This is a genomic window from Pseudomonas sp. H3(2019), from assembly GCF_007713465.1.
Lineage (GTDB): Bacteria > Pseudomonadota > Gammaproteobacteria > Pseudomonadales > Pseudomonadaceae > Aquipseudomonas.
Window position 1 is genome coordinate 47,172 of record NZ_VMSG01000021.1, and the last position, 25,648, is coordinate 72,819.

Below are 25,648 nucleotides of genomic sequence, written 5' to 3' on the forward strand. Positions count from 1 at the left end.
GTGCACAGCATACACGTCAGGCTTATGGCTTTCGAAACAACTCGCGACTCACCAGCGGACGACCGCCCAGGTGAACGGCCAACGCCTGGCGCATCAAGCGTTTTGCGGCGGACAAGGCACCCCGCGCGCTCCAGTCGGCGTCGGCCATGGCCAACAGTTCGGTGCCGTTGAACAGACCGGGTTGCAACAGGTAGACCCGCTCCAGCCCCGCATCGACCTGCAAGCGATACAGGCCGTCGGGCGCGATAGGTTCGCCATGGATATCCGCGCTCAACGCAAAGCCGTAGCCCAGGTCATCGAGCAGCCGCCATTCGAACGAACGCAACAACGGCTCCAGCGGGCGCCCTTCGGCGAGGGCCAGCAAGGTCGCGGCGTAATGGTCGAATACCGCAGGATGGGGATCTTCGGACGGCAGCAGGCGGATCAGTAGTTCGTTGAGGTAGAGACCGCTGAACAGCGCCTCACCATTGAGCCAGGTGGAGACGCCGGCGCTTTCCATGCGTCCGACATTCTTCAATTCGCCCCGGCCACGGAACTCGACTTCCAGCGGCACGAATGGCCGCGCCAGCGTTCCGGCCTTGCCCCGCGCACTGCGCAACACCGCCCGCAGCCGACCTTGCGGCGTCAGGAAGTCCACCAACGCGCTGTTTTCGCGGTAGGCACGGCTATGGAGCACGTAGGCGGGTTGGCCGAGGGGAGCTTGAGACATGAAAGTCAGGGTTCTCAATGAAAGAGCGCAGTTTTACAAACAACCCAAAACCACTGTGGGAGCGAGCTTGCTCGCGATAGCGGCCAGTCAGTCAACATCAATGTTGAATATCAGGCCCTCATCGCGAGCAAGCTCGCTCCCACAGTTGGAACTTTGTGTATCCAGGGTTAAGCGATTACAGGTCGCCGTAACCCAGCGAACGCAGGGCGCGTTCATCGTCGGACCAGCCGCCTTTCACTTTGACCCAAAGGTTGAGCATGATCTTGGAGTCGAACAGCAGCTCCATGTCCTTGCGCGCTTCGGTGCCGATGCGTTTGATCCGCTCGCCTTTGTCGCCAATGATGATTTTCTTCTGACCGTCACGTTCGACGAGGATCAACGCATGGATGTGCAGGGTTTTCCCCTGCTGCTTGAACTCTTCGATTTCCACGGTGATCTGGTACGGCAGCTCGGCGCCCATCTGGCGCATGATTTTCTCGCGCACCAGTTCGGCAGCGAGGAAGCGGCTGCTGCGGTCGGTAATCTGGTCTTCCGGGAAAAAGTGATCGTTTTCCGGCAGGTGACCGGCGATCACCCGCTCCAGCGCGTCGAGGTTGTGCCCGTGCTGCGCCGAAATCGGAATGATCTGCGCGTTCGGCAGCTGTTCTTGCAACCAGCTCAGGTGCGGCATCAGCTCGGCTTTGTCTTCGATGCGGTCGGTCTTGTTCAGCGCCACGATCAACGGGCCGGTCACGTACTGAACGCGTTCGAGAACCATCTGGTCTTCTTCGGTCCACTTGGTGCGGTCAACCACGAAGATCACCACGTCGACGTCTTTCAACGCGGCCGAAGCGGTCTTGTTCATGTAGCGATTGAGGGCTTTCTCACCACCTTTGTGCATGCCGGGGGTGTCAACGTAGATCGCCTGCACATCACCTTCGGTCTTGATCCCGAGCATGTTGTGACGGGTGGTTTGCGGTTTGCGCGAGGTGATTGCCAGCTTCTGACCCAGAATATGGTTCAGCAGCGTGGACTTGCCCACGTTCGGGCGGCCGACGATGGCGACATAGCCACAGCGAGTTGCAGTTGAATCAGTCATGGCCATTCTCCACGCCCAGGGCAATCAGTGCTGCAGCGGCCGCTACCTGTTCGGCAATACGACGACTCACACCCTGACCTCGGCTTTTTTCGTTCAGTAAGGTGATTTCGCATTCGACGAAGAACGTCCGGCAATGCGGCTCACCCTGGATATCCACCACTTCGTAACGCGGCAGTTCACAGGCACGCGACTGCAAGAACTCTTGCAGGCGGGTCTTTGGATCTTTGTTGGTGTCGACCAGCGTCAGGCTGTCGAACTCGGACGTCAGCCAGGCCAGCACGCGTTCGCGCGCCATGTCCATGCCTGCATCCAGGTAGATCGCACCGATCAGCGCTTCGAGGGCATCGGCGAGGATCGATTCACGGCGAAAACCGCCGCTCTTCAACTCACCGGATCCCAGGCGCAGGTACTCGCCCAGGTCGAAACCACGCGCTAACACCGCCAGCGTCTCACCCTTGACCAGGCGTGCGCGCAAACGCGACAGCTGGCCTTCGCGAGCCAGCGGAAAGCGGTCGAACAGCGCTTCACCGGCGACGAAGTTGAGAATGGCATCACCGAGGAATTCCAGGCGTTCGTTGTTGCGCCCGGCAAAGCTGCGATGCGTCAGAGCCAGAACCATCAGTTCCTGGTCCTTGAAGGTATAACCGAGCTGACGCTCGAGACGGCTTAAAGAGACGCTCACGGTTTACCCACGCTGAGTTCGTGGTCGACGTCCATCACAGCAACGCTGCAAGGCTCTTGGACAATTAACGCTGTGTTCAAAAATTACATCCTGAATATCGTTGGCTTCATGCATCTGCGGCAACCTTCTGCGGGCTCCAGAAATGCATTCGGCGCTGTGTTCAACAGCGCCGTGGGTGATTACTTGATCAGGCCAACCCGCGAAAAATTCGGCAGGTGACTGAGTTTGGGTTCCGGCCAGCTCATCCAGACTGCGAAGGCCTTGCCGACGATATTCTTGTCGGGAACCATGCCCAGCAGATCCTTGGGAATACTTGGATCATCCCAGTAGCGACTGTCGTTGGAGTTGTCGCGGTTGTCGCCCATCATGAAGTAGTGCCCGGCAGGCACGGTCCATTGATGGTCCGGGGTTGCGCGGTAGCGGCTCATTTCCTTGCGGATCAGGTGCTCGGCAGCGCCGAGTTTTTCCTTGTAGAGCTCGGCACTGCCCAACGTACCCGGCTCGGAGCCGACCAGCTGCTCTGCGATCGACTCACCGTTGACGAACAGGCGCTTGTCGGCGGTGTAACGAATCTGATCGCCCGGCAGGCCCACTACACGCTTGATGTAGTTGACGTTCGGGTCGCTCGGGTAGCGGAACACCATCACATCGCCACGCTGCGGATCACCGACCTGGATGACTTTCGTATCGAGCACCGGCAAGCGGATCCCGTAAGAAAACTTGTTCACCAGAATGAAGTCGCCAACGTCCAGGGTCGGCTTCATCGAACCAGACGGAATCTGGAACGGCTCCACCAGGAACGAACGCAAGACCAGCACGATGAACAGCACCGGAAAGAACGATTTGCCGTATTCAACCAGCATCGGTTCTTTGTTCAGTTTCTCGACCACCATCATATCCGGCTCGCCGACGCTGCCCTGATAGGAGGCAATGGCGGCACGCCGACGCGGCGCCAGGAAAACCAGATCGAGCAACCCCAACAGGCCGCAAACGAAAACGGCGATGACCAGCAACAGCGGGAAATTTAGTGACATAGGACCTAACTATCCAACCTGAGCACAGCGAGGAAGGCTTCTTGTGGAATTTCCACGTTGCCGACCTGCTTCATGCGTTTTTTACCGGCCTTCTGCTTTTCCAACAGCTTGCGCTTACGGCTAACGTCACCACCGTAGCATTTGGCCAATACGTTCTTTCTGAGTGCCTTGACGGAGGTTCGCGCAATGATCTGCCCGCCAATGGCGGCCTGGATCGCGACGTCGAACATCTGGCGCGGAATCAGTTCTTTCATCTTCTCGGTCAACTGGCGACCTTTGTAGTGCGCGTTATCCTTGTGCACGATCAGCGCCAAGGCGTCGACCTTGTCACCGTTGATCAGCACATCCAGTTTCACCAGATTAGCTGATTGATAACGATCGAAATGGTAATCCAGCGAAGCATAGCCGCGACTGGTGGATTTCAGACGATCGAAGAAATCCAGGACCACTTCGTTCATCGGCAAATCGTAGGTCACCTGGACCTGGCTACCGAGGAACAGCATATCGTGTTGAATGCCACGCTTCTCGATACACAGGGTAATGACGTTGCCCAGGTGCTCTTGCGGCACAAGAATGTTTGCCCGAACGATTGGCTCGCGCATGTCTTCAATGGACGACAGATCCGGTAGCTTGGACGGGTTGTCGACGTAAATCGTTTCACCGGTTTTCAGCAACAGCTCAAAAATAACGGTCGGCGCCGTAGTGATCAGATCCAGGTCGTACTCGCGCTCCAGGCGCTCCTGGATAATCTCCATGTGCAGCATGCCGAGGAACCCGCAACGGAAGCCGAAGCCCAGGGCGTCGGAGCTTTCCGGGGTGTATTGCAGCGACGAGTCGTTCAGGGTGAGTTTTTGCAGCGCTTCGCGGAAGTCTTCGAAGTCGTCGGAGCTGACCGGGAACAGACCGGCATAGACCTGCGGCTGAATGCGTTTGAAACCTGGCAGTACGTCGACGTCCGGCGTCGAGCTCAAGGTCAGGGTGTCACCTACCGGCGCACCGTGAATGTCCTTGATGCCGGCGATGATGAAGCCTACTTCACCGGCTTTCAGATCAACGGTGGCGGTGTGCTTCGGATTGAACACACCGACGCTGTCGACCAGGTGGATCTTGCCGGTGGACTTCACCAGAATCTTGTCGCCCTTTTTCACGCGGCCGTGGCGCACGCGAACCAGGGAAACAACGCCCAGGTAATTGTCGAACCAGGAGTCGATGATCAACGCTTGCAGCGGATCTTCGATGTTGCCAGTCGGCGCAGGAATGGTGTGTACCAGACGCTCGAGCACTTCATCGACGCCCAGGCCGGTCTTGGCACTGCACTCGACCGCATCGGTGGCATCGATGCCGATAATTTTTTCGATTTCTTCCTTCACACGGTCCGGATCAGCCTGTGGCAGGTCGATCTTGTTCAGGACCGGCATCACTTCCAGGCCCTGCTCGATTGCCGTGTAGCAGTTGGCAACAGATTGCGCCTCGACACCCTGACCGGCATCGACCACCAACAAGGCACCTTCACAGGCCGCCAGCGACCGGCTGACTTCGTAGGTGAAGTCAACGTGACCGGGGGTGTCAATGAAGTTCAGTTGGTACTTGATACCATCACGGGCGGTGTAATACAGGGTAACGCTGTGAGCCTTGATGGTGATCCCGCGTTCACGCTCAAGGTCCATGGAGTCCAGTACCTGGGCCTCCATTTCGCGCTCGGCCAGGCCGCCGCACATCTGGATGAAGCGATCGGCCAGAGTCGACTTGCCATGGTCAATGTGGGCGATGATGGAGAAATTGCGGATATGACTCAAATCACTCACGGATCAACACTCAAAAAGGCTGCAGGCATAGCCCGCCGAAAAATAGCCGGGAATTGTACCTGATACACGACGCAAGCGTCACGTTCACAGGTCAACGGTATTGGATACAAAAACGCCCCGCTCTTGCGAACGGGGCGTTTGAGTGTCAGCCGGGGCAGGAAATACCTGCGATCAACCGGCTCGGCGCAGCATCCAGACACCGGCTACCGCGCAGATACTGGCCGGAACCAGCACCGCGAACAACGGTGAGAAGCCGAAGACCAGGCTTGAAGGCCCGAGCAAATCCTGAGCGATACGGAAGGTAAAGCCGACCAGTACACCGGTGAATACGCGCTGCCCCAGGGTCACCGAGCGCAGCGGGCCGAAAATAAAGGAAATCGCCATCAGCACCAGGGCAACAGTGACCAGTGGCTGCAACACCTTGACCCAAAACGCCAGCCAGTAACGGCCATTGTTCAGGCCCTGATCCGCCAGATAGTGGATATAACCCCACAATCCGCTGATCGACAACGACTCCGGCGTCATGATCACGGTGTTCAGCAGTTGCGGGCTCAACGGTACGTCCCAGCGTTCTTGCGGGACCGTGACCACTTCGGTACTGCCGTCATGGAACACCGTGGTGGTGACGTCATTGAGCTGCCAATGATCTGTTTCGAACTGCGCACGCTTGGAGAAGCTCGAGGTCAGCATGTGACGCTCGCGGTCAAAACGATAGCGAGTCACGCCGTACAGAATGCCATCCGGCTGCACCGAGTTGATGTGAATGAACTCATCACCCTGGCGATGCCACATACCGTGCTTGGCGCTCTGCGCATCACCAATGCCCTGAGCCAGGGAGCGATTGGCCTGGGCCACGTTTTCCGCCGCAGGCGCAACGTACTCGCCGACCAGCACGCCTGCCAGCATCAACACCAGCATCGGCTTCATCACCGCCCAGACGATCCGGCCGATGGACACGCCAGCGGCGCGCATGATGGTCAACTCACTGCTGCTGGCCAGGCTGCCCAGGCCGATCAGGCAGCCGATCAGTGCCGCCATCGGCAGCATGTCATAGACCCGACGCGGCGCTGTCAGCGCCACGTAGCTCAATACATCGGTGAGGGTGTAGGTATCTGTGACATCACTCATCTCGTCGATGAAGGCAAACAAGGTCGCCAGCCCCAGAATGATCCCCAGTACCGCCAGGATCGCCATGAAAACACTGCCACCAATATAGCGATCGAGCTTAACCACGGGCCACCTCCAGCGCACTGCGGCGACTCGCCATTTTCAAGCGCAACGGCTCCCAGTAGAGCAGTCCCAGGCCAATGACCAGGAATATTGCGTGAACCCACCACAGGCCCAGTGCCGGGGGGATCTTGCCTTTTTCCAGAGCACCGCGTGCGGCGATCAGGATCGTCAGATAAGCCATATATAGAAGAATCGCCGGCAGCAACTTGAGGAAACGTCCCTGACGCGGATTGACCCGCGACAGCGGCACCGCCATCAACGTCACGATAAACACCAGCAACGGCAGCGACACACGCCACTCAAGCTCGGCGCGTGCACTAATATCCGGATTGTCCAGCAGGGTACGGGTCGGCATCGCATCGCGATCGGTCACCTCGTCGCTGACATCCGGTTTAGGCAGCAGCACGCCATAGGTGTCGTACTTGATGGCCCGGTAGTCGGCCAGCCCCGGCTGACCGTCGTAACGGTAGCCGTTGTCGAGAATCAGGTAACGGTTGCCGTCTTCCTTGATTTCCTGACGGCCCTTTTCGGCCACCAGTACGGAAATACCGCGATCCTTCTGATCGGCGGAAAGACGCTTTTCCGAGATGAAGACGCCGCCCAGATTGATCCGGTCATCGGACAGCTGCTCGGTGTACGTCACCCGCGAACCATCGCGCAACGCCTGAAAACGGCCCGGCACCAGCGTGTCGAACTCGGTCATGGCATCCTGCTTGTTCAGCAGCAACTGGAACTGATTGGCGCCTTGCGGTGCCAGGCTCAGGCTCAGCCAGGCCACGATCACGGCAACCAGCGCAGCCGGAAACAGGGTCATGCCCAGCAGACGCTCCTGGCTCATGCCGGTCGCGGAGAGCACGGTCATTTCGCTTTCAAGGTACAGGCGACCGTAGGCCAGCAGGATCCCGAGAAACAGCCCCAAGGGCAGAATCAGTTGCAGGAAACCCGGCAGACGAAAGCCCATGATCAGGAACAGTGAGCCTGGGTCCAGGGCGCCCGAGGCGGCCTGGGCCAGGAACTTGATGAAGCGCCCACTCATGATGATGACCAGCAGCACAGCGCTGACGGCGCTCAAGGTCAACAGGACTTCGCGGGACAGATAACGGAAGACGATCAAACCAGACACTCCAGGGCTGTCAGGCTAAGGCGGCCAAACAAGCAAACAAACATATCGGGCGGCCCGCAGGGCTGAGCCGCCGAAAAAGATGGCGCATTATCCTGTGATTGAACGCGCCTGTCACTGCGCACGCTCAAGCAGCCGCGCAATGGCGTAAAGATCACCTGCGCGAGGGTTGTCAGGCGCACGGAGCGAGGTTCAAACTGCGGCCTTTGTCGCTGGCCTGCACCAGCGTCTTTCTATAGAGAGGCAAACGTGTGCGCACACTGCGTAACACGCTGCACTTTGACCATTTATTCAGGGACCCGGACATGGAACTGGTTGTAAAAAGCGTTAGCCCAGAAACGTTGAAAACCGCCACTCTGGTGGTCGCCGTCGGCGAAGACCGCAAACTCGGCACTGTCGCCAAGCAGCTCGACGAGCTCTGTGGCGGCGCGATCAGCGCAGTCCTCAAACGTGGCGATCTGGCTGGCAAAGTGGGTCAGAGCCTGTTGCTGCACAGCCTGCCGAACCTCAAAGCCGAACGCGTGCTGCTGGTTGGCGTGGGTAAAGACGCCGAACTGGGCGACCGTCCGTTCCGCAAAATCATCGCCGGCGTACTGAACACCCTCAAAGGCCTGGGTGGCAGCGATGCCGCACTGGCGCTGGATGAAGTCGTGGTCAAAGGGCGTGACAGCTACGGCAAGACCCGTCTGCTGGCCGAAACCCTGGTTGACGGCAAATACACTTTCGAGCAATTCAAGAGCCAGAAGTCCGATCCGCGTGCTCTGAAGAAAATCACCCTGTTGACCATCAAGGCTGCACAGGCTGAAGTCGAACGCGCCGTGACTCACGCCACTGCAATCGCCAACGGCATGTCCTTCACCCGCGACCTGGGCAACCTGCCACCGAACATCTGCCACCCTAGCTTCCTCGCCGAACAGGCCAAGAACCTGGGTAAGGCCAACAAAGGTCTGAAGGTCGAGATCCTCGATGAGAAGAAGATCAAGGAACTGGGCATGGGCGCGTTCTACGCCGTGGGCCAGGGCAGCGATCAACCGCCGCGCCTGATCGTCATGCAATACCAGGGCGGCAAGAAATCCGAGAAGCCTTACGTGCTGGTCGGCAAGGGCATCACCTTCGACACCGGCGGCATCAGCCTCAAGCCGGGCGCCGGCATGGATGAAATGAAGTACGACATGGGCGGTTCGGCCAGCGTTTTCGGCACCCTGCACGCGGTGCTCGAATTGAAACTGCCGATCAACCTGGTGTGCATCCTGGCCTGTGCCGAAAACATGCCAAGCGGCGGCGCGACTCGTCCAGGCGATATCGTCACCACCATGAGCGGCCAGACCGTGGAAATCCTCAACACCGACGCCGAAGGCCGTCTGGTGCTGTGCGACGCCCTGACCTACGCCGAACGCTTCAAGCCACAGGCAGTGATCGACATCGCGACCCTGACCGGCGCCTGCGTCGTCGCCCTCGGCGCCCATACCTCGGGTCTGCTGGGCAACAACGACGAACTGATCGGCCAGTTGCTGAGCGCAGGCCAACAGGCAGACGACCGCGCCTGGCAACTGCCGCTGTTCGATGAGTACCAGGAACAGCTGGACAGCCCGTTCGCCGACATCGCCAACATCGGCGGCCCGAAAGCCGGCACCATCACGGCGGCCTGCTTCCTGTCGCGCTTCACCAAGAACCTGAAGTGGGCGCACCTGGACATCGCCGGCACGGCCTGGACCAGCGGCGGCAAGGACAAGGGCGCCACTGGCCGTCCGGTTCCATTGCTGACCCAATACCTGCTGGACCGCGCCAAAGCCTGAAACTGAAGATCCTGAACGGCGTCATCCACGGATGACGCCGCGCAGGCATCAGGAACCGCAATGACCAAAGTCGACTTCTATATCCTGCCCAGCGCCGATCCTTCCGCGCGGCTGGATTTTGCCTGCAAGCTCACCGAAAAAGCCTGGCGCATGGGCCACCGCATTTACCTGCATTGCAGCGATGCCGCCCAACGCGACGATCTCGATGCACGCCTGTGGGCGTTCAAAGGCGAAAGCTTCGTGCCTCACGGCCCCGCCGAAAACGAACCGGACGGTTTGGTAGTGCTCGGTCTGGGAGACGATCCAGGACAACACCAGGACTTGCTGGTCAATCTTGATCTCAAAGTCCCGTCTTTTGCCCAGCGCTTTGCCCGTGTGGCCGAAGTAGTGGTTGAAGACCCGACTATTCGTCAGGCCGCGCGGGAGAGTTTCCGTTTCTACCGCGAACAGGGCTATCCTCTGCAAGATCACCGTTTACAGCGACTCTGAGCACATGATGGACACGTCAAACCAGCTGCAAAAGTCCGCACACCTGCTGGACGACCTCGAGTCGATCCGCCAGTTGCTCGGCGATGACAACCTGCAACCACCGCTGCTGACCGACACCGTCGAGCAAGGCAGTGATGAGGGCCAGATTCCGATGTTGTTCGATCAGGTCGGCGGCAAACCGCAGGCTGAAATCATCGAACCACCTGCTCCACCACCGACACCTGCGCCCGCGCCTGTCGCCGCTCCGGCTCCGGCTCCGACCTCATCAGTCCAGCAAGGCGCCGATGTCATGCTGCACTTGAACGACGAACTGCGCGCTGCCGCGCAAATGATCATGCAAGACGTGATCGACGACTTCGCGCCGCACATCGAAACCGAGATCAAACGCCGGCTGGATGCGCGAATGGAGCGGTTGTTGAGTCAGTACGAAGCCTGAAACCTGGGCGCATTTCCCTGTGGCAAGGGGGCTTGTCCCCCACATTTCTGCGCCTGCTTATCACCTCGCTCTACGCGCATTGGAACATCCCCGCTATACTTCCCGGCTTTTCCTGAATAAATGCCAATAGGGTCCCGCCGCGCATGGATAAGACCTACCAGCCGCACGCCATTGAAACTTCCTGGTACAACACCTGGGAGTCTGAGAATTACTTCGCCCCGCAAGGCGCGGGCGAGTCCTACACCATCATGATCCCGCCGCCGAACGTCACTGGCAGCCTGCACATGGGTCATGGCTTCAACAACGCGATCATGGACGCACTGATCCGTTTCCGCCGCATGCAGGGTCGCAACACCCTGTGGCAACCGGGCACCGACCACGCTGGTATCGCCACGCAAATGCTGGTGGAGCGTCAGCTCGAAGCCAAGGGCCAGAATCGCCACGATCTGGGCCGCGAGAAATTCCTCGAGAAAGTCTGGGAGTGGAAGGATGAGTCCGGCGGCAACATCAGCCGTCAAATCCGCCGCCTCGGCTCGTCCGTCGACTGGAGTCGCGAGCGCTTCACCATGGACGACGGCCTCTCGGAAGCGGTCAAGGAAGCCTTCGTACGCCTGCACGAAGACGGCCTGATCTACCGCGGCAAGCGCCTGGTCAACTGGGACACCAAGCTGCACACGGCGATTTCCGACCTCGAAGTGGAAAACCACGACGAAAAAGGTTTCCTGTGGAACCTCAAGTACCCACTGGCCGACGGCGCCAAGACCGCTGAAGGCAACGATTACCTGATCGTCGCGACCACTCGCCCGGAAACCATGCTCGGCGACGCTGCCGTGGCGGTTAACCCGAACGATGAACGCTACAAAGCGCTGATCGGCAAGTATGTCGAGCTGCCACTGGTTGGCCGCCGCATCCCGATCATCGCTGACGATTACTGCGACCCTGAATTCGGCACCGGTTGCGTGAAAATCACCCCGGCCCACGATTTCAACGACTATGAAGTCGGCAAGCGCCACAACCTGCCGCTGCTGAACATCTTCGACAAGAACGCCGAAGTGCTGGCAGTTGCCCAGGTCTTCAATCTCGATGGCAGCGTCAACGAAGAGATCGACGGCACACTGCCCGCTGAATACGCCGGCCTCAACCGTTTCCAGGCCCGTAAGGAAATCGTTGCCGCGTTCGAAGCGGCCGGCCTGCTGGTCAGCGTCGACGATCACGCCCTGAAAGTACCGAAAGGCGACCGCTCCGGCACCATCATCGAGCCGTGGCTGACCGACCAATGGTACGTTTCCACCAAGCCGCTGGCCGAGCCTGCGATTGCCGCCGTTGAAGACGGCCGTATCGCGTTCGTGCCCAAGCAGTACGAAAACATGTACTTCTCGTGGATGCGCGACATCCAGGACTGGTGCATCAGCCGTCAGCTGTGGTGGGGCCACCGGATTCCGGCCTGGTACGACGAGTCGGGCAAGGTCTACGTCGGTCGCGACGAAGCCGAAGTGCGTGCCAAGCACAACTTGGGTCCCGACGTTGCGCTGCAACAGGACAATGACGTGCTCGACACCTGGTTCAGCTCAGGCCTGTGGACCTTCTCCACGCTCGGTTGGCCGCAGCAGACTGAATTCCTGAAGAAGTTCCACTCCACCGACGTGCTGGTGACCGGCTTCGACATCATTTTCTTCTGGGTTGCCCGGATGATCATGCTCACCATGCATTTGGTGAAAAACGAAGATGGCACGCCGCAGGTTCCGTTCAAGACCGTGTATGTGCACGGCCTGGTGCGTGATGGCCAGGGCCAGAAGATGTCCAAGTCCAAGGGCAACGTCCTGGACCCGCTGGACATCATCGACGGTATCGAGCTCGAAGCACTGGTGGAAAAACGCACCTCGGGCATGATGCAGCCGAAACTCGCGAAGAAGATCGAGAAGCAGACCCGCGACGAGTTCGCCGACGGCATCGCCAGCTACGGCACCGACGCCCTGCGCTTCACGTTCTGCTCGCTGGCCTCGACCGGTCGCGACATCAAGTTCGATATGGGCCGCGTCGAAGGCTATCGCAACTTCTGCAACAAGATCTGGAACGCCGCGCGCTACGTGCTGGACAAGGGCGAAGACTGCGGCCAGAACGGCGAAGCCTACGAGTTGTCGCTGGCGGATCGCTGGATCATTTCGCAGCTGCAACGCACCGAAGCCGAAGTGACCCGTCAACTCGACCAGTTCCGCTTCGACCTGGCGGCACAGGCCTTGTACGAGTTCATCTGGAACCAGTATTGCGACTGGTACCTGGAACTCTCCAAGCCTGTGCTGTGGGACGAAAACGCAGCCGTAGAGCGCCAACGCGGCACCCGTCGCACGCTGGTTCGCGTGCTGGAAGTCGCCTTGCGTCTGGCCCACCCGTTCATGCCGTTCATCACCGAAGAAATCTGGCAGCGTATTGCGCCGCTGGCCGGTATCGAAGGCAAGACGATCATGCTGCAACCTTGGCCAGTGGCCGTTGAGGCACGCATCGACCAGGCCGCCGAAGACGACATTGAATGGCTCAAGGGCCTGATGCTCGGCACGCGTAACATTCGTGGCGAAATGAACATCGGCCCGGGCAAGCCATTGCCGTTGTTCCTGAAGAACGTCAGCGCCGAAGATCAGCGTCGCCTCACCGAGAACGAAGTCCTGCTGAAGAAGCTGGCCAAGCTCGAGTCGATCACCGTATTGGCTGCAGGCGAAGAAGCACCGCTGTCTGCGACCGCACTGGTGGGCGAGATGGAAGTGCTGGTGCCGATGGCCGGTCTGATCGACAAAAACGCCGAACTGGCGCGCCTGGACAAGGAAATCCAGCGCCTGCAAGGCGAAGTCCAGCGTGTCGGCGGCAAGCTGTCCAACGCTGGCTTCGTCGACAAGGCCCCGGCCGACGTTATCGAGAAGGAACGCGCCAAACTGGCTGAAGCCGAACAGGCTTTGGGCAAGCTGGCCGAGCAGCATGCGCGGATTGCCAGTTTGTAACTGGTAACTCCAGCGGTTAAAAAGGGAGGCCTGCGAAGGCCTCCCTTTTTTTGCCTGCACATTCCCCTAAACATACAAGCGGGCTTGCTCGCGAAGCAGTGTGTCAGCCAACATGAATGTTGAATGTTAAACCGCCTTCGCGAGCAAGCCCGCTCCCACACTTGATCGGTGCTATCTGCACTTTTGTCATCAATCCTGAGCTGATGTGGGACAATGCCCCCACTTTGAGCCAAAACCCTGAATCGACTCCCCATGACCGCCCCTAGCAAACCCAAAGCCCCGCGCCAAAAGCCAAAACCTGCGACCCCGGCCAAAGCCGTCGAACCGCGCGAGAAGGCCAGCCTGCACCCGCGCAACCGCCACCAGGGCCGTTACGACTTCCCGGCGCTGATCAAGACCACGCCTGAGCTGGCGAAGTTCGTGATCATCAATCCCTATGGCAAAGAGAGCATCGACTTTGCCAGCCCGGATGCCGTGCGGGTGTTCAACCGGGCGCTGCTCAAGTCGTTCTACGGCATTGCCCATTGGGACATTCCGGCCGATTACCTGTGCCCACCGGTGCCGGGGCGTGCCGACTATGTGCACTTCCTCGCGGACCTGCTGGCCAGCGTCAACGATGGCGAGATCCCTCGGGGCGCACCGGTCAAGGTGCTCGATATCGGCATGGGCGCCAACTGCGTCTATCCGTTGATCGGCTACAGCGACTATCGCTGGCACTTCCTCGGCTCGGAAATCGACCCGACGGCCCTCGCCGCCGCCAAAGCCATCGTGCAGTCCAACGGGCTGAACAAAGCCATTCAGTTGCGCCAGCAAAGCAATCCCAAGCACATTTTGCTGGGCCTGCTCGAACCCGGCGAACGCTTTGACCTGACCATGTGCAACCCGCCGTTCCACGCCTCGATGGACGAGGCTACCCGAGGCAGCGAGCGTAAATGGCGTGCGCTGGGCCGCGCCGACCCGAAGCGCAAACTGCCGGTGCTGAACTTTGGTGGTCAATCGGCCGAGCTGTGGTGTGAAGGTGGCGAAGCACGGTTTGTGACGCAACTGATCGCCGAGAGCGCGCACTTCCAACACAAAGTGCTGTGGTTCAGCACCCTGGTCTCGAAAGCCTCAAACCTGCCTGCGATCCAGACCGCGCTGAAAAAGGCCGGCGTGCTGGAAAGCCAGGTTGTGGAGATGTCTCAGGGCCAGAAGCAAAGCCGTTTTGTCGCCTGGACCTTCCAGACTAAATCCGAGCAGCAGGTCTGGCGCGAACGCTGGGTTCGCAAGAGCTGAGTAGCGGCTGAACAGCGATTGGCCCTGGACCAATCGCAGAAATCGCAGGTACAAAAAAACCGTGCCCGGGTTGTCCCGGCGCACGGTTTTTTTTACTGCGGTCTTACTTGTTAACAGCGTCAGTCAGGCCTTTAGCCACGACCAGCTTGATAACTTTCTTGGCAGCGATTTCGATGGCAGCGCCAGTCGAAGGGTTGCGGCCGGTACGGGCAGGACGCTCGGTCACTTTCAGCTTGCCGATACCTGGCAGAGTGATTTCGCCGCCGTTTTCCAGTTGATCAGCAACGATTTGGCCCAGTTGGTCCAGAGCGTTACGCGCGGTGGTTTTTGGCGCGTCGATAGCTTCAGCGATATCGGCGATCAGTTGGTCTTTAGTAAGAGCCATGTGGTGTTCCTTCCCTATCAAATTCATATGGATTGCAGAGTGCAGTGTCAGCCATCGAGCCCGATCTTCTGGATCTGGCACCCTCGGCTATAACACCGACAGGTCGGGGTTATAGATGCCGAAATCAGGGTTTGGTTCGACCTGACAAATGCTGAATGCACGCTTAACGCAGTGACTTCGCGTAAGACCGGGCAAAACTAGCACAGAGACGGGGAAATATCCGCCTCTACCTACCCATTTGGTCAGCTTTATTGCTCTAAATCCGGAAAAAAGCGCATAAGCCCGATCAGACACGCCTCGAATACCCTTCAAGCACCGCCAAAACCAGCAGGTGCGGTACACTGGGCACTTTTTCGGGGAGCACGCCCTCCTCTCTTCAATCAGCCGAGAAGCCCATGCCGATCCGTCATTGCATCGTCCACCTGATCGACAAAAAACCCGACGGCACTCCTGCAGTTCTCCACGCCCGCGACTCGGAACTTGCAGAGTCCACGGCCATCGAGAACATGCTCGCCGACCTCAACGAAAGCTATAACGCCAAACAAGGCAAGGCCTGGGGTTTGTTCCATGCCGAGTCCGGCGCGCACCCGTTCAGCGGCTGGCTGAAGGAATACCTCGACGGCGGCAAGGACTTCACGGCGTTCAGCCGCGTTGCCGTGGAACACCTGCAAAAGCTGATGGAAGAGTCGAACCTGTCGACCGGCGGCCATGTGCTGTTTGCGCACTATCAGCAAGGCATGACCGACTACCTGGCCATCGCCCTGCTGCACCACAGCGAAGGCGTGGCAGTGACTGACCAGCTTGATGTAACACCGTCCCGCCACCTGGATCTTGGCCAGTTGCACCTGGCAGCACGAATCAACGTGTCCGAGTGGCAGAACAACAAGCAGTCCAAGCAGTACATTTCGTTCATCAAGGGCAAGAACGGCAAGAAGGTTTCGGAGTATTTCCGCGACTTCATCGGCTGCCAGGAAGGCGTCGACGGTCCGGGCGAAACCCGTACCCTGCTCAAGGCGTTCAGTGACTTCGTTGAAAGCGAAGACCTGCCGGAAGAGTCCGCCCGCGAGAAGACCAAGACCCTGGTCGACTACGCCAGCAGCCAGGCAAAACTCGGCGAACCGATGGGCCTCGAAGAGTTGTCGGAATTGATCGACGAAGAACGCCCGAAAGCTTTCTACGATCACATCCGTAACAAGGATTACGGCCTGTCGCCAGAGATTCCGGCAGACAAACGCACCCTGAACCAGTTCCGCCGCTTCACCGGCCGCGCCGAAGGCCTGTCCATCAGCTTCGAAGCGCACCTGCTGGGCTCGAAGATCGAATACGACGAAGAAGCCGGCACGCTGATCATCAAGGGCCTGCCGACCCAGCTGACCGATCAGCTGAAGCGCCGCAACTGATGCTGAACGGAGTACTGAAGAAATTCCTGCTGATCCTGCTGGTGGTTGTGGCCTACCAGAACTGGGGCAAGATCGAGCGGGTGTTCAATCCTTCGCAAGTGGTGTCCGAGCAGACCCAGGCCAACGCCAGAGTCGTGCTCTACGCCACCGACTGGTGCGGTTACTGCAAACTGACCCGGCGCTTTCTCGACCAGAAAGGCATTCCTTACCGCGAATTCGACATCGAGAAAGATGCCGAAGCACGCAAGACTTATGAAGCGCTGGGCGGACGTGGAATTCCGATGCTGGACGTGAACGGCACATTGATTCGCGGTTATGAGCCTGAGGCGATCCTCACTGCCCTGAAATAACCCGCACGTCTCCTACGGGTCAGCTCGCGTCGATGCGAAAGCCAAACCGCGGGAAGTGCACATGCACCCGCCCACCGCGCTCATCTTCACGGCGCAGGATCAGCTCTTCGCGTCCTGCAAACAGCAACTCGCCCGCGACCGGATCAACACCATAGTCAACCGCGGCGACCACCACTTGCTGGCCGACCTTGAAGCCGTTGGGCTCATCGAATTGTTCATCCGGCAAGGCCGCTGGTGTTGAATGACGCGAAACCTCCAGCGCCTCTTCAGAGGTCATCTCGCTGAACGCCCCATGCCCGAAGCCCATGACCCGAGCCAACCACGCCGACACCGCCGGATAAACATCGACCAACGACGCCGTCACTGGTGTGCCCTTGAGGAACCACAACGGGTGAGCCATGGCGAAGTCGGCAATCGAAGGCTCGCCGAACAAATAGTCACCGTCCTCGCGCTCTAACTGCTGCTCAAGCCGCGCCATGATCGTCGGCCATTGGTGCATGGCCTGCTCGGCCGACAACCGCGTAGCACTGCCACCGCTGAACAGCCCGGCACGGTCAGCAACAAAAGCCTTGATCGCTTCTGGAGACAACTTGGCAAAACGCACCGCCACCGATTCTGGCTGGAACACCAGGCTCACCGCGTGCTGAAACACCACCGAATCAGCCCAGGCGGCGAAGCTTGCAGCGATCATCTCCCGACCTTCCGGGAACAATGCAGGCGAAGCTTTTTCCTGCTCCAGACGGCGAGCAATCAACGCTGTGTCGCAGTAGATATCGGCGCCAATCTGCAACACCGGGGTCTTGCGGTAACCACCGGTCAGTGCGGTCAAATCAGGTTTTGGCATCACACGCGGGATCATCACCGAACGCCAGGACAAGCCTTTGAAACCGAGCAACAACCGGGTCTTTTCCGCGAAAGGAGAAGTCGGGTAATTATGGAGAATCAACTCTGACATGCTGGAACCCGCTGCAAGTGTTAGAAGTCAGCAGCTTAGCGCGCAATCGATTAGCGGCCTACCCATCCGCCTGATGAGCCCTTATCAGTCAGATTGATAAGCCTGCAGCAGCACTCGCCACCAGGCACTCCTTGGCGCTTTTCTTGAGTTTTTTGATCAGACGTTCCTGACGCAGTGCTTCGCTCTTGTCGCGGCAGGCTTCGGTGTACACCAGCGCAACAGCCGGGCTGGAGAGGAAAAAACGCGCACCTTTACCGCTTTGATGAGTGGCAAAACGCCGGACAGGGTCGTCGCTGATCCCGCAGTACAGCGAACCGTTGGCCGCGCGAACCAGATAGACGAACCAGGGTTTGCTCTGCGTGGCTAGGGTTGCAGGTTCGCTGACGGAAACTTCGCTCAGGGTGTTCACGTGACGATCAAGGCTTGTAGGAAACAAGCCGAGATCTTATCAGCGACTGGCCTGAAATGCCCTCAGCCCCTTCAAGGCCTGCGCGCGAACGGCATTGCTCACCAACGGTGTCCAGCCCAGCAACAGACCTTTGAAACCCAATGCCTGACGCGACCAGCGCCACAGATCGAAATGGTCGTGGTGCTCGCAGATCTTGCCGTCACGGAAGACAAAACGCGCCTGAATGTCGTTGACCACCGTGTTGCCGGTCTGGCTGAACAGGTAGGTCGCCACCCAATGCGCACCGCCCGTACGCTCGTCGGCGCGGACGTTATCGAAGGTCAGGGAAAAGTCTTTGGCGCGAGTCGTGAGCATGCGCCACATATCGCCGGCATCGCGTCCACGCAGTTCGCCGAACGCCGGATCACTGAACACCACGTCCTCGGTGTAGCAGGCGCTCATGGCTTCGGCATCCAGCCGCTGGAAAGCTTGATAGAACTGGGTGATCAAGGCGCGGTTGGCATCACTCATGGGCAGGCTCCCTGCATTGGCAAAAATGGCGTCGAAAGATGCCTGCACGATAGTCAACAAACGCGCGGAAGACTATCGGCATTCGTGAGCCGAATACCGTGACTGCCCAGGCCCACCGAAAACCTAATGCACTATGCCGCTCTCGCGAGCGTAGGCAAAGAGATCCACATCCGTGGATAAACCGAGCCTGTGCATGGCCATGTTTTTCTGTTTGCTGATAGTCGAAACGCTGCGGTTGAAGTGGCCGGCGATTTCACTGACGGTCATGCCGCTGGCGAGCATTCTCACCACCTCATGTTCCTTGGCTGACAGTGAAGGTTCCGGTGATGCGCTGCCGCTGCCAGACTGAGCCATTGCTGTGCGCAAGGACTCGCTGACAAAACGCTGCCCTTCGCCCACGGCCCGGATAGCCAGGGGCAGCTCCGTCGCGGAGGCACCTTTGGCAACGATTGCCATCACCCCTTGAGCAAATGCCGCTCTCAGCGTCGCAACGTTGGCAAACATGGTCACCAGGATGATCGGCATTGACGGATAGCGCCGTCGCACCATGCTCAACATCGTCAGCCCGTCGGCCTGTTGGTTGCCTGGCATCGAGAAGTCGGTGATCAACAGATCGCAACGTGTTGTTGAAAGAAGGCTCAACAAACTGTCTGGACCATCGGCTTCCCCTACGACCACACAGGTTCTGCTCAGATCGATGAGCATTCGCAAGCCGATGAGAACGACAGGATGGTCGTCAGCAATAATTACGCGCATTGTCGGATTTATCCTGCTTGGTAACTGAAATACGCGAAAAATAGCGCTGCCCCGAACCGACCACAATGCCCCCTCTCGATCGCAATGCCGCTTCGCCCAATGACTTCGGGGCCTAGTCTTTTCCCCTATAAAACAAAGAGAAGAACCTTACATTTTCAAGCTATGCAGCCCACACGGGAACGTTCCGAAAGAGGACAAACTTTCACCTGCAACACTACTTCATACATCGAGCCTCCCGTTTTCGTATTAGTTGCATTCCACCCGGCTACCCCGGCCGATAGATTGCGCCGTGCCCGCTTAGGGCAACTCCCATCTATCACATCACGGAAGAGCCAACACATGAACAAGCAGTTATCCCTCCTGACCGCTGCCTTGCTGCTCACCACTGCGTCATCTACGTTCGCAGCGTCCAGCACTGACCTGACCGTCAAGGGCACTATCACTCCGACAGCCTGTACACCCAGCCTGGCCAACGGCGGTGTCATTGATTACGGAAAAATTTCGGCCAAGGATCTAAACGCAACCAAAACGACGTTTCTAGGTCGCACCGCCTTGCAGCTGAACGTTGATTGCGATGCCGCAACTCCGTTTGCGCTGAACCTGGCAGACAACCGCCCAAACTCAACAGCTGTTTCGGGTATGTATGGCCTGGGCCTGATTAACACCAACCAGAAGCTCGGCGGCTACGACCTTTCGTACACCGGCGCAATCACAGAAAACGGATCGAAGGAAGTGCTCGGTTCCATCGATCAAGGCAAAACATGGAAGAACTACGACGGTAGCGGATTCCCTCCCGCCACGTGGGCTGCCTTTGGCGATCGCTCCACAGGAACCTGGTTGCCAGTGTCGATCAAGAATCTGACGGTGAATATGGAGGTGGGTACATTTATCGCCCGTGCTGACAGCCTGACCCTGACCGACGAAGTGCTCATCGACGGTTCGGCGACCCTCGAAGTCAAGTACCTGTAGATCGTCGCTCACACCAACAACAGCCTGCCACCCGCTATCCCCCTTTCAATTCGAAACACTCAACGAGACACGTCATGACGATGTTTTTTACATTCGCGCTCCATCTGATCCACACCGGTATCGGCGCGTTCGCTCTATTGCTGGCCTCGCAGGTTCAGGCCGACGGCATGATCCCGAACACCTCGGTGGTGATCGTCCACGAGGCCGACGGCGAGGCCTCTGTCTCAGTGACCAACTCCGACACCAGCCTTGCTCTGCTGCACGTCTCCATTGAAGACATCCCGGAGGACTCCGAATCCCTGGTATTCGTGACCCCACCACTGGCCCGCGTCGAAGCCTCGAAAACACAATTGGTGCGTTTCATTCTTCAATCGGAAAAACCCTTGCTCACGCAGCGTTTGAAACGAGTGATCTTTGAGGGCATACCACAAGGAAAACCCGCCGCAGAAGCCGGACATGCCCGAGTGGGGGTGACGGTGCGCCAGAACCTGCCGCTGATTCTTCACCCCAAGGGCCTGGCGCCCAATCGCACACCGTGGACGGACCTGCAATGGTCACTGCGAAACGGCCAACTGACCGTGCGCAACGACACCCCGTACGTGGTGCGCCTGGCCCAGGAGGTGCAACTGCTTCCGTCGGCGGGCCAAGCGATGTTGCCGAGGACTTACGTGCTGCCCGGCGAGCACATCAGCGTTTCGGTGCCTGAAGGGGAAGCCACGCACCTGCGCTTTCAACCGGCCACCGTCTACGGTTTTGCGGTGCCGCACTATGACGCACCGATCAAATCCTGAACAACCACCACCAACAGCGCCACAAAGGAACAGCGAGCGCCGATGTATCAGAGCGACAGCCGTTTGACGGTCGCCAAACGCGTGACTGAAGCCACAGCGCAATCGCCCAGCACGCAGGCATAACCCAAGTGAACCCCATGAACACAGTATTGATTTACCGTGATGGCGAAGCCGTGCCCGCTATTCGGGTCACCGCTCGTCCTTACGTGTCACGGCTCTGGGTCAAGGCAGCGTTACTGCTGAGCAACATGCTGATGTTGCTCGATGCCCATGGCGAAGTTTCGTCGTCGGCATCGTTCGACAAAAACACGTTGCAACAGCGCGGTATCGATCCGGCGCTGGCAACCTTGTTGCTGGCAGCACCGCGCTTCACCGCCGGAAAACATCCGGTCACCCTCACAGTCAATGGCCAGCGCCACGGCCGGGTGGATGTCACGTTCAATCGCGATGGCGGGTTGTGCTTTGATCGTGCCCTGCTCGACGCTGCAAACTTGAGTGTCCCCGCTCGTACGCTGGACGATATTCGCTGCCACGACTTCCTCGGAACCTGGCCGCAAGCCCTGATCGAAGCGGACCCGACAAGCCTTGGCCTGTCATTGATCGTGCCCACCGATGCCATACGGCCGGTTACCCGGGACTTCTCGGGCTATCAAACTGGCGGCATTGCCGGTTTGCTCAACTACGACGTCACCGGTTTACAGAGCCGTTATGGCGACCAATCGAGTCGCTACGCCTCAGCGAACACCGAGCTCGGTTTCAATGCCGGTGACTGGATCGTGCGCAGTCGTCAGGTGCAGACCTGGCAGGACGATGTTTCCCGCACCACCCACCTGGCGGCTTACGCCCAACGCACGTTCGCCAGTCAGCAAGCGGTGCTGCAGGCCGGTCAGATCAACCTCTATAACCCGGTACTGGCCGGCGCGCAGATCACCGGTGTACAGGTGATGACCGAGCAGGCGCTGCAGGTCGAGGGACAAAGTGCTGCCATCGAAGGCATTGCACACAGCCAGGCGCAGGTCGAGGTTCGGCAGAACGGTGCGCTGATCCACTCTACAGTGGTTCCCGCGGGGCCGTTTTCCCTGAACAACGTGCGTCGGCTCAACAGTCGCTCCGACGTTGAAGTCACGGTCAAGGAAGCTGATGGCAGCGAGCGACGCTTCACCGTCCCCGCCGCCATGCTCGGCATCGGCCTGTCGGCACCTGGCTATTCGCTGGCGGCTGGCCAAGTGCGCAGTATCGGCGATGCACAGGACAGCGCCCCCTGGGTGATCAGTGGTGGCTGGAGCGGCGCACTCAATCCACAGGCACTGCTCAGCGCAGGCCTGACAGGCGCCGCCGATTATCGCGCGGCGGGCGCAAGCCTGGGTTTGTTGCCTTGGCCCGACACGCAGGCTCAAGCCACCCTTCAAGGCGCTCAAGCCAGTCGCAACGAACACACTCGAGGGCTTCAGGCCGACCTGACCCTGTCGCAACGCTTGAACGAACAATGGTCGCTTAATGCGGGAAGCTCGTACCGAACCTTTGGCTATCGTGAGCTCGAGGACGCGGTTTTCGACGCCAAATCAGACAGCAGCAAATCCCGTTACCGCGACCAACAAAGCGCAGCAGTGTCATGGTCGCACCCTTGGTTAGGCGCATTCAGCAGCGGCATGAGCCGTTCAACCGCCTTCGACGGCCAAAGCAGCAGCCGTGCCCTCGCGTCCTGGGGCACCAGCATTGGCAACGTATCGGTCTCGGCAACCGCCGAATGGCAAGTCAGTGGTACGAATCGTAGCGACGACAGCCTTTACCTGAATGTCAGCATTCCGTTGGGCGAAAGCCGCCGGGCTCGAACCTGGGTGCGCAGTTCCGGTGGCGAATATCGCAGTGGTGTGGGCTTGAGTGAGCAAATCAACGATCAACTGAGTTACAGGGTCGGCGTCGAACACGACACACGCGACAAGCAGGTCCAGTCCTCCGCCGGTGTTTCGCTGCTGCCGCGCTACAGCCAGTTGGACCTGAACTACACCCGCTCCGATGCCGAACGCTCCAGCTATCAGGCCAGCGCCCGTGGTGCTGCTGTGCTGCACAGCGGCGGCCTGACGCTGTCGCCGTATCCCGTGCGCGACACCTTCGCGTTGCTATCGGTGGGCGACATGGGCGCTATCAAAGTCTCGACGCCCAGCGGTCCGGTCTGGACCGACTGGCAAGGCCAGGCGGTGGTCTCCCAGGTTGCCGCTTACGGCCGTAGCCCCGTGGAAGTCGACACCCGTTCGCTGCCGCGCAACGCCGATATCAACAACGGCTTGGCGGTGATTTCTGCCGGTCGCGGTGCCGTCGACAAGATCGAGTTCGGAATCACGATGACCCGCAGGGCCTTGCTTAAGGTCACCACCGGTAACGGCGTGCCACTGCCCCGTGGCGCGACCGTGAATACCGAGGATGGCGAGTTCGTCACCCTGGTGCAGGACGGCGGCCTGGTGTTTCTGCCCAACGTCCTCGATCCCCGTGCGCTGTGGATAACCGCGCCGGGGCTGGACCGCTGCGAACTTCGTTTCGAACTGCCGGCCAGGGCCGACACCGAGGCGTACTACGAGACTACCGCCGCCAAGTGCCGAGCCCTCTGAGGATGATTTCATGAACCTGTCCCGTTATTTGCTGCTGACCCTCGCGCCCCTGCCGCTGAGTGGATTCATGCCATTCGCCTGGGCGCTCGCCGACGATTGTCAGTTCAACCTGAGTCAACCGGTGCTCGATTACGGGCTGATGAACCGGGCGATTCGCCCTGATACGACACCCATGCGCACCTTGGGCGAGCGCCGTCTGAGCCTGAACCTGAGTTGTTCACAGCCCGTCGACATGAGCCTGTTCTACCGAGCCATGGCCGCCACCGCCGAGCGCTTTCGCTTTACCGAGCACGGCAGCTATGAAATGCGTATTCGCGATGCCGTACTCGATAGTCAATCGGTAGATCTGGGGTTGCTTGCCAGTGTCGGCCAGGCCCCCGCAGAAATCGCTTCGAGCCTGATCTGGAAACCGGAGCACGGGGTCGTTCCGGTAAGGGCCGGCGTCCCTCTGCAAGGGCGAAATTTTTCGGCGCAGCTTGAACTGACGGCCTGGGCTCAGGAGCAAGCAATGCAAGTACGTGACGCGGTCGTCTGGGAGACCACCGGCTTGTTCGATGCAGTCGCTGCGGGCCGCACCCGGGAAACCACCCTGCGAGCCAACTTCGCTCCCGCCGCCTGCGTACCCGTGCTGTCCAATGCTGGCCTGGTGGACTTCGGCACACTGTCCAGGAACGACCTGAACACCGACAAGAGCACCCGACTACCGCCCAAGACCCTGACGTTACGGGTCGGCTGCGATGCGCCGACCCATTTTGCCCTGCGCATGCAGGACAACCGCGACGGCACGGCGACGGTCAACAGCGAGATTTACTACGGCCTGAATGTCGATAACCGCAAGAACAAGATTGGCCTGTATTCGCTGAATTTCGACCCGGCCGAAGCGACTGCCGACAGCTTCGCCCGCCTGTATCGAACCGACTCCACCACCAGCGGCGCGGCCTGGAGTACGGCCAATTCGAGCCCGATTCCGATCGGCAGCAACAGCTACCTGGGCTTTACCGACAGCGCCGGCAGCACCGCGGGCCCGATCGCGATCCAGAACCTCAGCGCCACTGTGACTGTCGAGGCCGTCATCGCCCCCACCAGGAGTCTGGACCTGAGCACTGCCATCGACCTCGACGGCTCGGGGACGATCGAGATTATTTACCTGTAACACCCACCCCATCCTTTCGAACCCGGGGCGCTCTTGAGCACCTTGGGCCAGCAAGGAAAACAACCTGAAAGTGAGTAAACATTGATGAAAAAGTACTTCGCAGCACTCTCGACCACCGCGCTGATCTGCAGCGCGCCTTATGCTCTCGCGGCTTCGAGCACCGACCTGACCGTCAAGGGCACCATCACCCCAGTGGCTTGTACGCCGACCCTGTCCAATGGAGGGGTCATCGACAACGGCAAGATATCGGCCAGAGACCTCGATCCGGTCAGAAGCACCCAATTAAAAACTTATCCTCTTCAACTGACCGTCACCTGTGATGCACCGATTGTGTTTGCACTGAAATCAATCGACAACAAGGCCGGAACAGGATCAACAATTAGCTATTTTGGGTTGGGATTGACAGACGCAGGTGAAAAGCTCGGCTTCGTTTATGTAACTACCAAGTATGCCTCGGCAGATGGACAGGAGGTCCAGCCGATCATGTCGGACGATAGCGGCACCAGTTGGGAACGTGCGAGATACATAGACCCTAGCGTGCTTGTAGCGGTTGGCACTACTGCTGATAACAGCATCCCGATTGCCGTGAAGGACCTCAGCATGGACCTGGAGGTCATCACCTTTATCGCCCGCGCCGACAGCCTGACCTTGACCGACGAAGTCACCATGGACGGCTCCGCGACGTTTGAAATGAAGTACCTGTAAGGCTATGACGCTGAA

The 25,648-nt window shown here is 59.1% G+C and carries 24 protein-coding genes; 12 read left to right on the forward strand and 12 right to left on the reverse strand.

Features of this window, described 5'->3' with window-relative positions; all coding sequences use genetic code 11:
• Positions 1 to 22: 22 nt before the first annotated feature.
• From recO to lptF, 7 genes are all read right to left on the reverse strand, one after another.
• Positions 23 to 709 (reverse strand): DNA repair protein RecO, encoded by a 687-nt coding sequence (gene recO / locus FPT12_RS20250; RefSeq protein WP_145019123.1) that lies wholly within the window; start codon positions 707 to 709, stop codon positions 23 to 25.
• Positions 710 to 884: 175 nt separating this feature from the next.
• Positions 885 to 1,787: a GTPase Era gene (gene era, locus FPT12_RS20255; RefSeq protein WP_054593873.1), complete on the reverse strand. Its 903-nt coding sequence runs from the start codon at positions 1,785 to 1,787 to the stop codon at positions 885 to 887.
• Positions 1,780 to 2,469 carry a ribonuclease III gene (gene rnc / locus FPT12_RS20260; protein ID WP_019691997.1) on the reverse strand — a complete coding sequence of 230 codons (690 nt, stop codon included), beginning with the start codon at positions 2,467 to 2,469 and terminating at the stop codon, positions 1,780 to 1,782. The genes era and rnc overlap by 8 nt, the downstream gene beginning before the upstream one ends.
• 179 nt (positions 2,470 to 2,648) lie before the next feature.
• A complete protein-coding gene (gene lepB, locus FPT12_RS20265; RefSeq protein WP_145019126.1) occupies positions 2,649 to 3,503 on the reverse strand; it encodes a signal peptidase I in 855 nt (284 codons plus the stop codon).
• A 5-nt stretch (positions 3,504 to 3,508) separates the two neighbouring features.
• On the reverse strand, positions 3,509 to 5,308 hold the full coding sequence (gene lepA / locus FPT12_RS20270) for a translation elongation factor 4 (protein WP_145019129.1): 1,800 nt from the start codon (positions 5,306 to 5,308) through the stop codon (positions 3,509 to 3,511).
• Between the two features lie 171 nt (positions 5,309 to 5,479).
• Positions 5,480 to 6,541, reverse strand: a complete 1,062-nt coding sequence (lptG, locus tag FPT12_RS20275) for an LPS export ABC transporter permease LptG (protein ID WP_145019132.1) — start codon at positions 6,539 to 6,541, stop codon at positions 5,480 to 5,482.
• Positions 6,534 to 7,652, reverse strand: coding sequence for an LPS export ABC transporter permease LptF (gene lptF / locus FPT12_RS20280; protein ID WP_145019135.1), 1,119 nt, complete (start codon positions 7,650 to 7,652; stop codon positions 6,534 to 6,536). Before lptF ends, lptG begins: the two co-directional genes overlap by 8 nt.
• Positions 7,653 to 7,963: 311 nt before the next feature.
• On the opposite strand from lptF, the gene FPT12_RS20285 reads away from it, so the two are divergent.
• The 5 genes from FPT12_RS20285 to rlmF all read left to right on the forward strand — a co-directional run bounded on the left by FPT12_RS20285 (position 7,964) and on the right by rlmF (position 14,644).
• The gene (locus FPT12_RS20285; protein ID WP_145019138.1) at positions 7,964 to 9,454 is read left to right on the forward strand and encodes a leucyl aminopeptidase; all 1,491 of its coding nucleotides are present in this window, start codon (positions 7,964 to 7,966) and stop codon (positions 9,452 to 9,454) included.
• A gap of 60 nt (positions 9,455 to 9,514) precedes the next feature.
• Entirely contained in the window at positions 9,515 to 9,943 is a 429-nt protein-coding gene (locus FPT12_RS20290; RefSeq protein WP_123585119.1) for a DNA polymerase III subunit chi, read from the forward strand.
• Positions 9,944 to 9,950: 7 nt separating this feature from the next.
• Positions 9,951 to 10,379, forward strand: coding sequence for a DNA polymerase III subunit chi (locus FPT12_RS20295; protein WP_145019141.1), 429 nt, complete (start codon positions 9,951 to 9,953; stop codon positions 10,377 to 10,379).
• Positions 10,380 to 10,522: 143 nt separating this feature from the next.
• Entirely contained in the window at positions 10,523 to 13,369 is a 2,847-nt protein-coding gene (locus FPT12_RS20300) for a valine--tRNA ligase (RefSeq protein ID WP_145019144.1), read from the forward strand.
• A 252-nt stretch (positions 13,370 to 13,621) separates the two neighbouring features.
• The gene (gene rlmF / locus FPT12_RS20305) at positions 13,622 to 14,644 is read left to right on the forward strand and encodes a 23S rRNA (adenine(1618)-N(6))-methyltransferase RlmF (RefSeq protein ID WP_145019147.1); all 1,023 of its coding nucleotides are present in this window, start codon (positions 13,622 to 13,624) and stop codon (positions 14,642 to 14,644) included.
• 103 nt (positions 14,645 to 14,747) lie between these two features.
• On the opposite strand, the gene FPT12_RS20310 is transcribed toward rlmF, so the two are convergent.
• Positions 14,748 to 15,029 (reverse strand): HU family DNA-binding protein, encoded by a 282-nt coding sequence (locus tag FPT12_RS20310; protein WP_007905514.1) that lies wholly within the window; start codon positions 15,027 to 15,029, stop codon positions 14,748 to 14,750.
• Between the two features lie 395 nt (positions 15,030 to 15,424).
• Here FPT12_RS20310 and yejK point away from each other — a divergent pair, with 395 nt between their 5' ends.
• Together yejK and FPT12_RS20320 are read left to right on the forward strand one after the other, a co-directional pair.
• Positions 15,425 to 16,429: a nucleoid-associated protein YejK gene (gene yejK / locus FPT12_RS20315; protein WP_054593883.1), complete on the forward strand. Its 1,005-nt coding sequence runs from the start codon at positions 15,425 to 15,427 to the stop codon at positions 16,427 to 16,429.
• Positions 16,429 to 16,779, forward strand: coding sequence for a glutaredoxin family protein (locus FPT12_RS20320; RefSeq protein WP_054593884.1), 351 nt, complete (start codon positions 16,429 to 16,431; stop codon positions 16,777 to 16,779). Before yejK ends, FPT12_RS20320 begins: the two co-directional genes overlap by 1 nt.
• A gap of 19 nt (positions 16,780 to 16,798) precedes the next feature.
• Here FPT12_RS20320 and FPT12_RS20325 read toward each other — a convergent pair whose 3' ends face one another.
• From FPT12_RS20325 to FPT12_RS20340, 4 genes are all read right to left on the reverse strand, one after another.
• Positions 16,799 to 17,734: a glutathione S-transferase family protein gene (locus tag FPT12_RS20325; RefSeq protein WP_145019150.1), complete on the reverse strand. Its 936-nt coding sequence runs from the start codon at positions 17,732 to 17,734 to the stop codon at positions 16,799 to 16,801.
• A gap of 88 nt (positions 17,735 to 17,822) precedes the next feature.
• Complete coding sequence (locus FPT12_RS20330; RefSeq protein ID WP_145019153.1) at positions 17,823 to 18,143, reverse strand: GIY-YIG nuclease family protein; 321 nt, start codon at positions 18,141 to 18,143, stop codon at positions 17,823 to 17,825.
• A 39-nt stretch (positions 18,144 to 18,182) separates the two neighbouring features.
• A complete protein-coding gene (locus FPT12_RS20335; RefSeq protein WP_145019156.1) occupies positions 18,183 to 18,653 on the reverse strand; it encodes a nuclear transport factor 2 family protein in 471 nt (156 codons plus the stop codon).
• Between the two features lie 123 nt (positions 18,654 to 18,776).
• On the reverse strand, positions 18,777 to 19,409 hold the full coding sequence (locus tag FPT12_RS20340) for a response regulator (RefSeq protein WP_145019159.1): 633 nt from the start codon (positions 19,407 to 19,409) through the stop codon (positions 18,777 to 18,779).
• Between the two features lie 339 nt (positions 19,410 to 19,748).
• Here FPT12_RS20340 and FPT12_RS20345 point away from each other — a divergent pair, with 339 nt between their 5' ends.
• The 5 genes from FPT12_RS20345 to FPT12_RS20365 all read left to right on the forward strand — a co-directional run bounded on the left by FPT12_RS20345 (position 19,749) and on the right by FPT12_RS20365 (position 25,633).
• Positions 19,749 to 20,378, forward strand: a complete 630-nt coding sequence (locus FPT12_RS20345; protein ID WP_145019162.1) for a DUF1120 domain-containing protein — start codon at positions 19,749 to 19,751, stop codon at positions 20,376 to 20,378.
• 74 nt (positions 20,379 to 20,452) lie between these two features.
• Complete coding sequence (locus FPT12_RS20350) at positions 20,453 to 21,169, forward strand: fimbria/pilus chaperone family protein (protein WP_145019165.1); 717 nt, start codon at positions 20,453 to 20,455, stop codon at positions 21,167 to 21,169.
• 137 nt (positions 21,170 to 21,306) lie between these two features.
• On the forward strand, positions 21,307 to 23,775 hold the full coding sequence (locus FPT12_RS20355; protein ID WP_145019168.1) for a fimbria/pilus outer membrane usher protein: 2,469 nt from the start codon (positions 21,307 to 21,309) through the stop codon (positions 23,773 to 23,775).
• A gap of 10 nt (positions 23,776 to 23,785) precedes the next feature.
• Positions 23,786 to 24,928 (forward strand): DUF1120 domain-containing protein, encoded by a 1,143-nt coding sequence (locus tag FPT12_RS20360; RefSeq protein ID WP_145019171.1) that lies wholly within the window; start codon positions 23,786 to 23,788, stop codon positions 24,926 to 24,928.
• 84 nt (positions 24,929 to 25,012) lie between these two features.
• Positions 25,013 to 25,633 (forward strand): DUF1120 domain-containing protein, encoded by a 621-nt coding sequence (locus tag FPT12_RS20365; protein ID WP_145019174.1) that lies wholly within the window; start codon positions 25,013 to 25,015, stop codon positions 25,631 to 25,633.
• The last annotated feature ends 15 nt before the right edge of the window (positions 25,634 to 25,648 follow it).